The sequence below is a fragment of the uncultured Marinobacter sp. genome, from assembly GCF_913055835.1.
Classification (GTDB): Bacteria; Pseudomonadota; Gammaproteobacteria; order Pseudomonadales; family Oleiphilaceae; genus Marinobacter.
Genome location: NZ_CAJXKQ010000045.1, coordinates 1 through 13,346, shown reverse-complemented (window position 1 = coordinate 13,346; position 13,346 = coordinate 1). Strand labels below are relative to the sequence as shown.

Annotated in this window: 13 protein-coding genes; 6 read left to right on the top strand and 7 right to left on the bottom strand. The window is 58.0% G+C overall.

Annotated elements, in window-relative coordinates:
• Window positions 1-65: 65 nt before the first annotated feature.
• Together QZ534_RS17625 and yfbR are read right to left on the bottom strand one after the other, a co-directional pair.
• On the bottom strand, window positions 66-881 hold the full coding sequence (locus tag QZ534_RS17625) for an SDR family NAD(P)-dependent oxidoreductase (protein ID WP_296936389.1): 816 nt from the start codon (window positions 879-881) through the stop codon (window positions 66-68).
• Between the two features lie 108 nt (window positions 882-989).
• On the bottom strand, window positions 990-1,583 hold the full coding sequence (gene yfbR / locus QZ534_RS17620; protein WP_296936387.1) for a 5'-deoxynucleotidase: 594 nt from the start codon (window positions 1,581-1,583) through the stop codon (window positions 990-992).
• A gap of 106 nt (window positions 1,584-1,689) precedes the next feature.
• Here yfbR and QZ534_RS17615 point away from each other — a divergent pair, with 106 nt between their 5' ends.
• Entirely contained in the window at window positions 1,690-2,514 is an 825-nt protein-coding gene (locus QZ534_RS17615; RefSeq protein ID WP_296936385.1) for a transporter substrate-binding domain-containing protein, read from the top strand.
• 2 nt (window positions 2,515-2,516) lie between these two features.
• On the opposite strand, the gene QZ534_RS17610 is transcribed toward QZ534_RS17615, so the two are convergent.
• Complete coding sequence (locus QZ534_RS17610; protein WP_296936382.1) at window positions 2,517-5,342, bottom strand: DUF748 domain-containing protein; 2,826 nt, start codon at window positions 5,340-5,342, stop codon at window positions 2,517-2,519.
• A 79-nt stretch (window positions 5,343-5,421) separates the two neighbouring features.
• Window positions 5,422-6,777 (bottom strand): MHYT domain-containing protein, encoded by a 1,356-nt coding sequence (locus QZ534_RS17605; protein ID WP_296936380.1) that lies wholly within the window; start codon window positions 6,775-6,777, stop codon window positions 5,422-5,424.
• A gap of 165 nt (window positions 6,778-6,942) precedes the next feature.
• Here QZ534_RS17605 and pdxH point away from each other — a divergent pair, with 165 nt between their 5' ends.
• From pdxH to QZ534_RS17580, 5 genes are read left to right on the top strand one after another with little or no spacing between them, the layout of a single operon-like run.
• The gene (pdxH, locus tag QZ534_RS17600; protein WP_296936378.1) at window positions 6,943-7,578 is read left to right on the top strand and encodes a pyridoxamine 5'-phosphate oxidase; all 636 of its coding nucleotides are present in this window, start codon (window positions 6,943-6,945) and stop codon (window positions 7,576-7,578) included.
• The gene (locus tag QZ534_RS17595; protein ID WP_296936375.1) at window positions 7,547-8,305 is read left to right on the top strand and encodes a 4'-phosphopantetheinyl transferase superfamily protein; all 759 of its coding nucleotides are present in this window, start codon (window positions 7,547-7,549) and stop codon (window positions 8,303-8,305) included. Before pdxH ends, QZ534_RS17595 begins: the two co-directional genes overlap by 32 nt.
• 33 nt (window positions 8,306-8,338) lie before the next feature.
• Complete coding sequence (locus QZ534_RS17590; protein ID WP_296936373.1) at window positions 8,339-8,920, top strand: DNA-3-methyladenine glycosylase I; 582 nt, start codon at window positions 8,339-8,341, stop codon at window positions 8,918-8,920.
• 57 nt (window positions 8,921-8,977) lie between these two features.
• On the top strand, window positions 8,978-9,283 hold the full coding sequence (locus QZ534_RS17585; RefSeq protein WP_069182537.1) for a DUF6482 family protein: 306 nt from the start codon (window positions 8,978-8,980) through the stop codon (window positions 9,281-9,283).
• Window positions 9,280-9,738 carry a DUF3429 domain-containing protein gene (locus tag QZ534_RS17580; RefSeq protein ID WP_296936371.1) on the top strand — a complete coding sequence of 153 codons (459 nt, stop codon included), beginning with the start codon at window positions 9,280-9,282 and terminating at the stop codon, window positions 9,736-9,738. Before QZ534_RS17585 ends, QZ534_RS17580 begins: the two co-directional genes overlap by 4 nt.
• A 22-nt stretch (window positions 9,739-9,760) precedes the next feature.
• Here QZ534_RS17580 and QZ534_RS17575 read toward each other — a convergent pair whose 3' ends face one another.
• From QZ534_RS17575 to QZ534_RS17565, 3 genes are all read right to left on the bottom strand, one after another.
• A complete protein-coding gene (locus QZ534_RS17575) occupies window positions 9,761-10,759 on the bottom strand; it encodes a sigma-70 family RNA polymerase sigma factor (RefSeq protein ID WP_296936369.1) in 999 nt (332 codons plus the stop codon).
• A 138-nt stretch (window positions 10,760-10,897) separates the two neighbouring features.
• Entirely contained in the window at window positions 10,898-12,340 is a 1,443-nt protein-coding gene (locus QZ534_RS17570) for an aspartate kinase (protein WP_296936367.1), read from the bottom strand.
• A gap of 50 nt (window positions 12,341-12,390) precedes the next feature.
• Window positions 12,391-13,346 (bottom strand): diaminobutyrate--2-oxoglutarate transaminase (locus QZ534_RS17565; protein WP_296936364.1); only part of this gene is annotated, 956 nt, incomplete at its 5' end.

Below are 13,346 nucleotides of genomic sequence, written 5' to 3'. Positions count from 1 at the left end.
AACCTGTTTGTAAAATGTACAGTGGGCCCGGCTTTACCCGGGCCCCTGACAGTCAGGCTCACGCATCAGACATACAGGTTCTTTCGGGAAAAACGCTCTACCAGCGGCTGGTAGGCAGAGCCCAGCAGGCGGTTGATCGCATCAATACCCCAGGCGTCCGGGCCCACCAGTATCCGGGACTCATTCTTGAGTATGCCTTTCACAATGGTTTCTGCAGCTTTTTCGGGCGTGGTCATAGCGAGTTTATCGAAGCCCTTGCGCTGGGCAACGGCGTTCTCGGACTTGCCCATGCGCGCGGCATTGGCAATGTTGGTGCGGATGCCACCAGGGTGCACACAGCTCACCGCCACTGGCTGGTTTTCCAGCTTCATTTCCTGACGCAGAGCTTCAGTGAATCCACGCACCGCAAACTTGGCGGCGTTGTAGGCGCTCTGCTTGGGCACGCCAATCAGGCCAAACACACTGGACACGTTCACCACATGGCCATCGCCCGAGGCAATCAGATGGGGCAGGAACGCCCGGGTGCCATGGGCCACGCCCCAGAAATCAATGTCCATGACCCATTTGAAGTCTTCGTCGGTCATCTCACGCACTGTGGCAGAGAGGGCAACGCCCGCATTGTTGATAACCAGGTTCACCTGACCGAAATCTTTCACAACCTCCTCGGCATGGGCAAAGATGGCATCACGATCGGACACATCCAGCCGGTAGGTCTTCACATCGGCGCTCTCAAGCGCTTCGACCGTTTCCGCCAGGCCTGCCTCATTGACATCGGACAGCGCCAGCCGGCAGCCCCGGTCCGCCAGGGATTTGGCAAGCGCACGGCCGATACCCGAACCGGCACCGGTAACAACGGCAACTTTGTTCTTCAAGTTCTTCATGGTCACAAGTCTCTTGTTAGGGGTTCTGGCAATTAAAGCAGATACTCTAACAATTGGCTGTCAACCGGATATGGCTTTCGGGCTATCTTCCCGGGGCACTGGGGCCACTCACCCCAGCAGGTTGTCCAGGGGTTGCTCGTAACTGGGGGCAAACACCTTCAGAAAATAGGCGACCTCTGGCAATCCGTCCTCGTCCAGCCGCTTGCGGATCTGCCGGGCGGCGGGCTCGAATTCCTTGTTGCCGGCGCGGATTTCCGCCTGGCACTTCAGCCAGGCCGAGAGTCTGTCGGCTGCCTTGATGAGTTCTTTGTCTTCTGCCGGCAACTGCGATTCCCGAACGTAGGGTGAGAAGTCCTCCCGCAGGTCCTCCGGTAACAGCGCCAGAAGCTCAGCCTCCGCCTTGTGCTCAATGTCCCCGAATGCCTCCCGCATAACCCGGGAATGGTATTTCACCGGTGTCGGCATATCTCCGGTAATCACTTCCGTCGCGTCATGATAGAGCGCTGCCGCCGCAATACGGTCGGCATTCACCTGACCGCCAAAATGCCGGTTGCGGATGATGGCAAGTGCGTGGGCGAGGGTCGCTACCTCCCAGGAATGGGTGGCCACGTTTTCTTCAATGGCATTTCGCATCAGCCCCCAACGCTTGATCCAACGCAGGCGGGAGACATAGGCGAAAAAATGGCTGACGACACTATCCATCAGTTACAGATCCGTTTTGCATAAGTTAATAATCTTTTTCTTCAGGTGCACAAAATCCCCATGCTATTCTGAACGAGTATTCAATTGTTACATAACCGGGAATATCGTGTCCGCTCAAGCCCATATTCGGAGACTACTGGCCCTTCTAGCTGCCGCCATTATGCTGGCAACGACGCCGGTTCAGGCAAACGAAACCGAGATCACCGTGGGCGTTTACCATTTCCCCCCGATCGCCAGTGTTGACGACAAAGGTGCAGCCACAGGCCTGCTCGGAGACCTGCTGCAGGAACTTGAACAAGCACATCCATCGGTATCCTTCCGGGTTTTTCACACCTCGCCCAAACGGCGATACCTGGATTTCGACGCCGGCCTCTACGATGTCATCTTCTTTGAAAGCCCTGACTGGGGCTGGACAGATAAAGAAGTGGACATCAGCCGCCCGATCCTGGCCGACGAAGAACTGTATGTTGCTCTCAGGAAACCTGGTCGGGACACTTCATTCTTTGACGATCTGCAAAGCCGTTCCATCGTGGCTATTTCCGGCTATCACTACGGCTTCACCGGTTACGAAACCGACAACTCGCTACTGGAACAGAAATTCGACATCGAATTTTCCGACAGCCACATCCGCAACATAAACCTGATAAAGGCAGACCGGCCCTCCGTGGCCGAAGTTGCCATTGTCAGCTACTCCTACCTGCAACGGCACCTGGACAGGCATCCGGAAGACTGGAACAAACTTCTGATCTCAGACAACCCGGATCAGCGCTATCAACTGAGCATCGTCGCCCGAAAGGGCGGGGCTGCGAGCGCAGACGAGATGCTGAGACTGCTGGCGCCACTGGTAGATAACGGTCGATACCGGCAACTGGTCGAACACTGGGGCCTCAAGTTACCAGCCGGTTTTCTGACGAGCTTCGAAGCCCCCTGAATTCAACGAACATCCAGGTTGAACGCGACGATAACATTGCCCTCACCGCCCACTTCCGCATTCCTGGCGGGATCGAGCAGGAATAACTGGTCAGCCGGTACTCCGTGGGTTTGCTGCAGCACATTGCGCAGGGTTACGCCTCGCGAGGACGCCAGATTACTCAGAGCCTCCGGCGCCAGTGAGCGCTCACCGGCCAGGTAGGCTTCCCGGGCCTCCTGCCATGCCTCCTCCGAAAGCTCCTGCTGACCGCCGGCGGTCAGTTCCTCCCGCAACAGCGCGAGGCCGTCGGCCCGGGGATCAACATTGCCCCGGATATTCAACAGCAGGTCTGGGCGTTCCAGCAGCGCATCGGCCAGAGCAGCCAGCTTCTCAGCCTCACCTTCGGCCAACTGGATACTGCCTGGAATAAAGCCCACCTTGCCGAGCTCTTCCCCGCTCAGACCGGCCAGTTCTGCAATCGAGCCAAGCATACTGAACGGAGAGGCCGCGGCCTTCGCCAACAGGTTTACAAACGCCCGCATCACTACCTTGCCGACACTGAAGTCCGGGTCTGACAGGTCTCCGCTTATGGGCAGATCCACTTCGATAACCCCTTTGCTGTCACGCAGCAGGGCCAGACCCAGCTTGACCGGCGCGTTGACCGCCTCTTCGCTGGCTATGGCGGAACCCAGTTCAAGGCGATCCATCACTACCAGGTTGGAAGCATCAATTCGTGAGCCGGCAATTTCGTAATCCAGATTCAGGTTCAGCTTGCCACTGTCCACGCCGTAGCCCAGGTAACGACCGAAATAAGGCGACAGGGCCGGCAGTGACACATCCTGCATCATCAACTGAAGATCGCTGACATCCTCGGTGCCGAGTGTCCCGATGGTACCCTCGAAGTCCAGGTCCGCCACGCCGCCGACCCGGCCCCGAATGGATACCTTGCCCTGCTGCGGGGAAATGTTGCTCAGGCCGGTTACGCTGCCATTCAGCTCATCAAACGATGTGGTGAAGGCCGGGTCCAGAGTGCGATCGGTGTAGGCCAGCTCCCCGTTTTCAAGCATCAACTGACCGATGCGGAAAATGAACTCCGGCTCGGATTCGCTCGCTTCCTGCGCGTCCGTGGCCGGTTCCTGTTCTTCGGCGGAACCGGTTGTCCTGGCAATGCGCTCGACGTTATGAACGCTGTCGGTATTGCGCACGATGTTGATCACCGGCTGGGCCAGGGTCACAGTGCCGATTTCAAGGCGGGCGGGATGAACGTTGTATTCAATCGGAGCAAGGCGCAGCGTTTGCCAGGACACCAGGGATCCCGAACTGTCGGGCAGCTTCAGGTCAAGGCCCGCCACTTCTGCAGTCCCACTGAAGGTGCCGGTGAGCGGGTCCTGCTGGCCATCGAGATCCAGGTTGCCATCCAACCCCAGGGTGCCATCACTGATGGCAAGATTGGCACCTTCCTGCACATAGGGTTCAAAGGCAGCCAGGGCTACACCACTTCCAGAGATCGCGGCTTCCAGCGTGAAAGGTGCAGGCGTCAGCTGGCCGTTGAACGACAACTGCCCGCCGCTGGCCAGCGTTCCGGCCACCTTGTAGGTTACCGGCTCCTCAAGTTGATGGCTGAGTTCGCCAATGGAAACCGAGAGCTGTTCCAGGGCAATTTCAGCCGACGTCTCCGGCTGACTGTCCTGCCAGAGAACCCGGCCTTCAGAGAGCGTTATACCGGCTACGGACCATCGGAATGACTCCCCGCCGGCGGAAGCTTCGCCTTCACTTTGAGCCTCACCTTGATCGGAGGCCAACGGCGCCAACCAGTCAATTTCTCCGGTTGAACTTCGCGCCACGGCGAGATCGAGATTATCCAGAGTTACCTGACCGACACTGACCTCCCGCCGGTTCAGGTCGAAACCAATGGCATCCACAGACAACAGGCCATTGCTCAGCCTGGCTTGCTCACTCTGCTCATCCAGCGCCACTGCGAGGTTTTCCAGCTCCAGCTGACCATTGGTGGTCTCCAGGTAAAAGGCGTCACCGGCCTGGATTTCATAGTCTGAGCTAAGAGTGACGCTGCCACCGCGCAGGTCATAGGGAAAAAACGGCGCCAGGAAATGGGCGAGTGTTTCATAGCCTATGGATGACACCTTGAGGGTACCGTTGGAGTAAAAAGGCGCGACGCTCAGATCACCCTGCCATTCGATAGTCTGGCTACCCAGTGCCGCCAACAGGGAATAATCGCTGTCCTGACCTTCCCTGGGCCACGTGGCCAGATCGTTCAGAGTCAGATCCAGTGGCGTAATCCGGAACTCCGCCATGTCCTGTTTGGTAAAGTCCCGAAACAGCATTTCGCCGCCATTGAGCACAATCTGCCCGAAATAGAGCCTGGGTGGGCCAGAGCTTTCCTCCGTTTGTTCCTCCACAGGCGCTTCCTGTGCAGACGCCGGATTGGCCGCCTGCCAGTCCCTGGCAAAATTAACACTGTAATCCTCGAGGAGGTCCACCCGAACGTAAGGCTCGTCCAGCTGAATGGCTTCAAAGCCGGCAATGCCCCGAACCAGCTGGAAAAAATTCATATCCACCATCAGCCGATCGAAGCCAACCACCTGCTCGCCATCGGGATCAGTCGCTGAAAGCCCCATTGCTTCCACCCGCAGGGTGAAGGGGTTGGTACGGATATCGGTGATTTCTGCCTGCCAGCCCATACGCTGGTCCAGCTGCTCAGGCACCAGCCGCTCCAGCCACCAGGGAAGCAGCAGGAAGCCTGCAAGGGTGTACAGAATCAGAAGCGCCAGGAACCCGATCAACAGATTCCTGGGCATGTGACTGCGTTTACGGCTCTGAGCCACAGACATCTCCTTATCAACGGCCTATTCCCGGGGCAATCTTGCCCGCCTGCCTGTTCACAAGGATAGTCGGCCTTGTGCCGGTTTGTCAGCTGTGGAGCTTATGTCCCGGCAACACCAGCTCCGGGTCGGTGACCATGTTGGTAAACTGGCCAATCTCCTTGAGGTCTCTTGGCACCATGGCAGCGCGAACCAGCTTGCGTGTGGAGTTGCCGGTTGCCGGGTAAGCGGACTGACCAGCTCGCCAGGTGACCGGCATGGCCGGGGTGCCAATACGTTGATCAAGCTGCCTCAAGCGTTTATACATGAAGGCGTGCTGACTGCCCTCATGATCCGGCACCAGGGCGAAGAAGGCGCTGGCCGAATACCGGGCCAGGAACACCTGTTCCGACATCTGATCCTGCAGTGCGCCACTGATTTCCCTGACCACCGCATTCAACGATTCCTCACCCATGCCACTGGAAAGCTCCCGGAAGTTGGCAATATCCAGATAAATCAGAGCAAACGGGTTGCCGCCGGCGTTGTCCCGGGCAAGGATATCCAACAGTCGTTCCTCCAGAGCTGAACGATTGGGCAGGCCGGTTACCGTGTCCACAAAAGCCAGCTCTGCCACCCGCTGATCTTCCTCCGCCTTGAGTACGGCCACGTCACGCTGATGTTTTACATCGAGGACAGTCACCACCAATGCAACACCCAATAGTGCAGTACAGAAGACGGCTAGAGGGATGCCCATCCAATCGCCGCGCAAGCCATTGTCAGCGGCAGGGACAGCGCCTTCAGGGAAGATCATCGCCATCATGCCGGTGTAGTGCATGCCACAGATTGCTGCAGCCATCACCAGGGCTGCCACAAACTGAATAGCCAGGGATCCGGCTCCGTCCATGCCCTGAAGCTTGCGGCACAGAGCAAGCGCGACACCGGATGCAACAACGGCAATCACGATGGAAACGGCAAGAAAGCCGATATTGAATGTCGGCGGTTCTGACATTCGCATCGCGTACATACCGAGATAATGCATGACAACGGTACCGCCGGCCATGGACAGCGTTGCACCGGTAAATAAAGATGCTCCCAACCGCTCCCGCCCGATAATATGCAGGGCAATGCCGGAGGCAACCACAGCGGCGAGCCAGGAGACCGCCGTCATCAGGACATCGAAGGTCATGGCGACGGCCATCGGCATGGCACGCATCCCGACAAAGTGCATGGTCCAGACACCGGTCCCCATCAACAGGGCACCGGCGGACAGCCATTTTCGGCGCTCGCGGTCTTTGGCATTGGTTAACCTGGCGCCGAAAAACAGCGCCGCGTAAGCCGCCAGCACAGCGACCAGAAAGGAAGCGGCCACAAGGGGCAGATCGTATTCGGACATCATCTCGTTCATACCTTTTATTGGAGTGTGTGAACGGGCCAGATTTCCCTGTTGCTCAATGCTGACCTGCATTAACGTCCGGGTAGATACGGGCTAAGTGTGAATTGGGCCTCATTCTATTGTTGGTTTTATGTAACTGACTCCGACATAAGCAGCGCTGACAGGCAGGCCTGAACCCGATATGCTTCGGAGTCGTATTTATCCCGAGCCAATAGAACTCGAGTGAGAGGAAGAATTATGGACATCGGCGATATGCGTCGTGATTTCGAGAGCGAAGGGCTGGATCGCGATGCGCTGGACAGTAGTCCGGTCAGGCAGTTCCAGATCTGGTTTGAAGATGCCCGGGAGGCCGGCATTCTCGAACCTAACGCCATGTCGCTGGCGACCACTGGTCGGGATGGCATGCCGGACCTGCGCACGGTGTTGCTGAAGTACTTCGACGATCACGGGTTCGTTTTCTACACCAACTACGGCAGCCGGAAGGCTCGGGAAATGGACGAAAATCCCCAGGCAGCCCTGCTGTTCCCCTGGATCGGACTGAATCGACAGGTACGGATCCAGGGCGCCGTTGAAAAAGTGAGCAAGGCCGAATCCCTGCGCTACTTCGCATCGCGGCCCCGGGGCAGCCAGATTGGCGCGTGGGTTTCCGAGCAAAGCAAGGCGATCACCTCCCGGGGACTGCTCGAACAGAAGGTGGCTGAAATCAAGCGCAAATTCAGTGATGGCGAAGTGCCCCTGCCCAGTTTCTGGGGCGGTTATCGCATTGTGCCCGATCGTATCGAATTCTGGCAGGGCCGGCCCAGCCGGCTTCACGACCGCTTTGAATATGTGAGGGACGGCGATGGCTGGCTCATCCAACGACTTCAGCCCTGATGCCCGACCCTCGGTCTGGCTTTGCCACCAGACCGACGGACCCGAGATCGCCCATCCCGACTGGCTTATCGATTACGAACGCCAGACCGCAAGCAAATTCAGCGGCCCGCGGGAACGGGAGTACCTTTCCAGCCGCTGGCTGATTCGCCAGGCCATAGGCAAATCCGCCCTGGTTGCGCCAGATCTTTGCTGCCCGGTGGCGGGCAGACCCAATGCTTCCGGCACGCCCGAAGGGTGGCGTTTGTCTCTCAGCCACAGCCAGGGTCTTTCTGCTTGCGCCACTTCTGCAGGATCACCCATCGGGCTGGATCTCGAGCCCTGCCAGCGTCACTCTCAATGGCATAAAGTCGTGAAGCGCTGGTTTTCTCCGGTCGAACAGGAATGGCTGTTCCGGGAAGACGACTCCAATACCTTCCTCAAGGTCTGGACCCTGAAAGAAGCCTGGCTGAAAGCAACCGGGCGCGGAATTGCCGGCAACCTGCAGACACTGGAAGTGCGCAAGAATTTCGAGATCTACGGCGACCAGCCGGAACAGGACTGGCAGGCCAGCTGCTGCTACATTGAGGGCTATCTGGTAACCGTGGTATTCCGGGGAAGCCGGCCGGTGTGGCCGGAGATCACCCTGCTTGAGCCGCCGCCACACGACTTTGCCCTGGTGGATGCCGAGCCCATGGAGGCCTCCTGGGAGCCACTGTTCCAGCGTACGATCCGTTGCAAGAGCCCGTGATCCGGGCCAGACACAGATAACACAGGCCAGTTTATGGACACTCCCGAACGCTGCCCGTGGTGTGGCGACGACCCACTCTACGTGCACTATCACGACACCGTATGGGGCCGCCCCGAATACGATGACCTGGCATTGTTCGAGAAACTCTGCCTGGACGGCCAGCAGGCCGGCCTGAGCTGGATCACTATTCTGCGTAAACAGGATAATTACCGCGCGGCCTACGATGACTTCGATCCGGAAAAGATCGTGCGTTACGACGATGCCCGGATCGAAGAGCTGCTGGCCGACCCGGGCATCATCCGCAACCGGTTGAAGGTAAAGTCGATCATCAAGAATGCCCGGGGCTATCTGGAGCTGCGGGACAGAGGTGTTGGTTTCAGCGAGTTTCTCTGGTCCTTTGTCGAGAATCAGCCGATTCAGAACCACTGGCGTTCATTTTCCGAGGTTCCCACGGCCACGCCGGAATCCGAAGCCATGTCGAAAGCCCTGAAACGGTCCGGCTTTACCTTCGTGGGTCCCACCATTGTCTACGCCTTCATGCAGGCAACGGGCATGGTGAACGATCATCTGGTGCAGTGCCCACAGCATCGGGAATGCTATTTACTGAGTCAATGATCTCAATAGGCTGGAGGGTCGTAAGTTCTGGAGTGTTATGAACCACGGAGCTTGTCTGTGCGAATCACCCTCGACCAACTCAGAAGCATGCAGAGTCCGGTAATCGACCTGCTTGAGATCCTTTCGCTTGAGGGCCAACATTACATGGCGCGCCTCAGCATTGATGACCAACCTCTGCTGCTCTCTGAAAAAAACGGCACTACCTCACTGTTCCGAAGCGCCTGGCAAATCCAGGATACCCTGGCTTCGTTTGATATCCGTGAAACCCAGGTTGTGCACCCTTCCGCCTACCACGAAATGGTTGGCATGGAACCTTCAGAAGTTGAACCCATGAGAATCCGGGTTCAGAGGCAGAAACCGTGATCGCAGTAGCACGACTTGCCATTCTCGTCGGCATCGCCGGACTGATTCCGTTTATTGGCCTTCTGGCGGGGCTGTTCTTCATGCCACAGTACAGCGTGGCGCTGATCGGTTATTTCTATCTCTACAGTGCAGGCATTCTGGCTTTCATGGCCGGCGTCTACTGGCCAATTGCCATGCAGCTGGACAACTGCTGCTATCCTCTCTCGCCGCTGGTTACCATGTTACTCAGCCAGGTGTTTTTCGTGGCCGCCGGGGTTGGCCTGCTTCTGCCGGTTGCCGGACAGATTGCGCTCTATACCAGCGCCTATCTGGCGCTCTATCTGGTGGACGCACGTTGGATGAGGGTTTATTGGCCCGCCTGGTACTTACGGCTTCGGCTTCTTTTGACTTCCGTGGTTCTGGTCTGCCAGCTCACCGCGGCGGCCTGGTTTTTCCTGCTTCACGCGGCTCACTGACGTCTGAGAGCCTGAGGGCAGATCAGGCTCCAAACGCGTCTTCCGGGGAATCGTACCGATTCTGCAGTTTCTTCAGTGCGGTTTTCTCAATCTGTCGCACCCGTTCCCGACTGATACCCAGGTCGTCGGAAATCACCTGCAGGGTTTCCGGTTCGGGCAGACCCAGACCGTACCGGCGTGACAGAATGTCTTTTTCCCGATCACTCAGCTCGCTGAGCATGGATGTAAGCGTCCGCCGCCGATCCCTGTCCGACATCGGGTGGTCCGGCGCCATCTGATCCCCTGCGTCCAGGCTGTCACCAAGGGTCACGGAACCGTCTTCCACCAGCGGTACGTCGGTGGACAGCTCTCTTGTCGCCAGCGCTCTCAGCTCGCCAATCCGGGACGGGCTCGCCTCCATCTCACGAGCCAACTCTGTCTGGGACGGCGTCCGGCCGAGGCTCTGATGCAGTCTCAGGGACAATTTCTGCAGTTGACGGATTTCATCCACGACATTTTCCGGCGTATGCACCAAGCGGGTACCGCGCTGCAGGCAACGTTTGACTTCCTCACTGATCCACCAGTAGGCATAAGTCGAGAATCGAAAACCCTTGGTGGGATCAAAACGCTCCACCGCCTTGATCAGGCCGACGTTGGCGTCCTGAATCAGGTCCGACATGGGAATACCATGCTGCCCGTAGCGACGGGCAATGTGCACGGCCAGGCGCAGGTTGCTCTGTATCAACTTGCGACGACAGGCAGTGGCCAGATGGAAGGCCCTGCGACATCGGGAGGAAAAGGCACACGCATCCCCGAGGCTACCGACCACCTCCCGGAACGTCTGCGGAGTTGCCTCCGGCAGGGCCAGTTCGGTACTGATGATTCGGTAGCACAGTGTCAGTTTGCGGGAGAGGCGGCGCTCCGCCTCATCTGTCAGCAGTTCATACCGGGACGCATCCCTGAAGTACAGCCCGACCAGGGAATCCCTTTCACCATCGTTGGGCGTTGTCGGAGACGGTCCCAGCCTTTCAGTCGTTCGCATGGCTAAGGTACCGGTCAGAATTTACGGTAGGGAATACGACGTGCTGAAGCTGATGGATTTACCGGGGGAGGGTCAGTAAAAACCCACAGGCGACACAAACGGTCGGCCTGCGGGCATTACCAGCAAGGCTGCAGCAACTCAGGCTGCGACAATCGCGTACTCGTGATTGTGGGGCTCGATAAGAACGCCATGCAGAGCAACGATGGCTTTCTCATAGTCGTCCTCATCCACCACAAACTGGATGTCCACCTGACGCATGCACTGGTGCAGAGCCAGCACGCTGATCTCCTCATCGGCCAGTGCCTTGACGGAGCGGGACAGAATGCCCGGCACCTTCATATCGCTGCCGATGGCGGAAACCACAGCCACCTTCCGGGTGTTGATTTCAGCGTTGGGAAACTCTTCCTTCAACGCTTTGACCACCCGCTTGACGTGCTTCAGGGTGCTGCCCACGTAGTGGGTGATGGTGTTGGCATTGGTGTCCTTGGACATGAACCGGACCTTGAAGCGGCTCAGTACGTCCAGGATACGGCGGTCGGAACCAGGCTCGCCCTGCATGTCCTGATCGAACACCTCCACGGCAAATACGCCCTTGGCGCCAGCGATAATCTCCACCTGGGGCTTCTCACTGACGTAGTCGCCGGTGATCAGGGTACCCGTGTGTTCCGGCTCGAAGGTATTCATTACCCGCAGCGGAATCTCGTTCTGACGCATGCCTTTACCGGCACGGGGATGGATTGCTTCCATACCCAGGTTAGCCAGCTGGTCGGCCACGTCGTAATTGGTTCGACCGAGGGGAACCACCTTGTCGGCGCCCACGATGTTCGGGTCGGCGGAACTCAGGTGATATTCCTTGTGGATAATCGCCTCGCGGGCGTTGGTAATAACCGCCACCCGGCTGAAGGTCATCTCGCTGTAACCGCGGTCGAAGGTGCGCATCAGACCTTCCTTGCACTGGGCGTAACCGGTCACGATCGGCAGCTCACGGGACAAGTCCACGGCGTCGAAGGCCTGCTTGAGCTTTTCATCCAGCGGCAGCAATTCGTTGTCACGCCAGCCGGTCAGGTCCACAAAACGGGCATTGATGCCTTCCTGCTGAAGCTTCAGGGCGGTGTTAAAGGCACTGTGAGCCTCACCAATGCCTGCGAGCATTTCCCGCACGGTGAGCAGGTGTTCTTCCAGCTGGAACTGGCCGTAGGAGCACAGGCGCTGAAGATCGATCAGGCAGCCCCGAACGCCCTCGATACGGTCGGTAATGAACTGGTCCGCCTGCTGCTTGAGCATCGGATCCTCGAACAGCTCGCCGTTGATATCGGTCAGGAACTTGACCAGTTTGGTGAGGTCGTCACCCCAGGCCCAGTCTGACTCGGCATCGGCAAACAGGGCGTAGACGCCCGGTTCGCCTGTTTTCTTGTGTTCGAGCAGCTCGTTGGTCACGCCGCCGTAGGCAGAGACCACGAAAATGCGCTGATAGAGGTCGTCCTTCTTACGGTTACCGATGATGATGTTATCGCGGACGGCCTCGTAGTTACTCATCGACGTACCGCCGATCTTTTCAACGGTATGTTGTTGGCTGGTCATAGTTTTGCCTTTGCTATCCTGCAGCATGAATGTCCGGAGGTGCGGGCGTCTTACGACGCCTCGCTGAGCCCTTCCTGCATGATTTCGTCGACACTTTTCGCCAGCAGGGCAGCCCCTTTCTTCAGGTCTTCCTCGCTGGTCGTCAGCGGCATCAGGCACTTGATGACTTCATCATTGGGACCACTGGTCTCAATGATCAGGCCGTGCTCGAAGGCACGTTTGGTAATCGGGCCTGTGATATCCGCGTGGGTTGCTTCAATACCACGCATCAAACCGCGCCCCTTCATTTTGAACTGACCGGGGTACTTGTCGCAAATCGCCTGAAGGGCATCGCCCAGCACCTTGGTCTTCGCCTTCACTTCATTGGCGAAGGCGTCGTCTTTCCAATAGGTCTCAACAGCGGTTCGTGCGGTAATGAACGCCATGTTGTTACCACGGAAGGTACCGTTGTGCTCGCCCGGGTCCCAAACGTCCAGTTCCGGCTTGAACAGTACCAGCGCCATCGGCAGACCATAGCCACTGAGGGACTTGGAAACGGTTACGATGTCCGGCTTGATGCCGGCAAATTCAAAGCTGAAGAACTCACCGGTGCGGCCATTACCGGCCTGGATATCATCCAGAATCAGCAGAATATCGTGCTTCTTGCACAGCTCGGACAGGCCTTTCAGCCATTCGGCGCGACAGGCATTCAGACCACCCTCGCCCTGGACGGCTTCCACAATCACCGCCGCCGGCAGCTCGAAACCGGAGGAGCCGTCGCTCAGCAGTTTGTCCATGATCGCCAGGGTATCGACATCGTCACCCAGGTAGCCGTCGTAGAACATGAAGTCGACATTGCCCAGCGGCGTGCCAACGCCGCCCCGGTGGTGCTTGTTACCGGTGGTGGCAACGGCACCCATGGTGACGCCGTGAAAACCATTGGTGAAGGAAATAATGCCACTGCGACCCTTCACCTTGCGGGCCAGCTTCAGGGCCGCTTCCACACAGTTGGTGCCGGTAGGGCCGG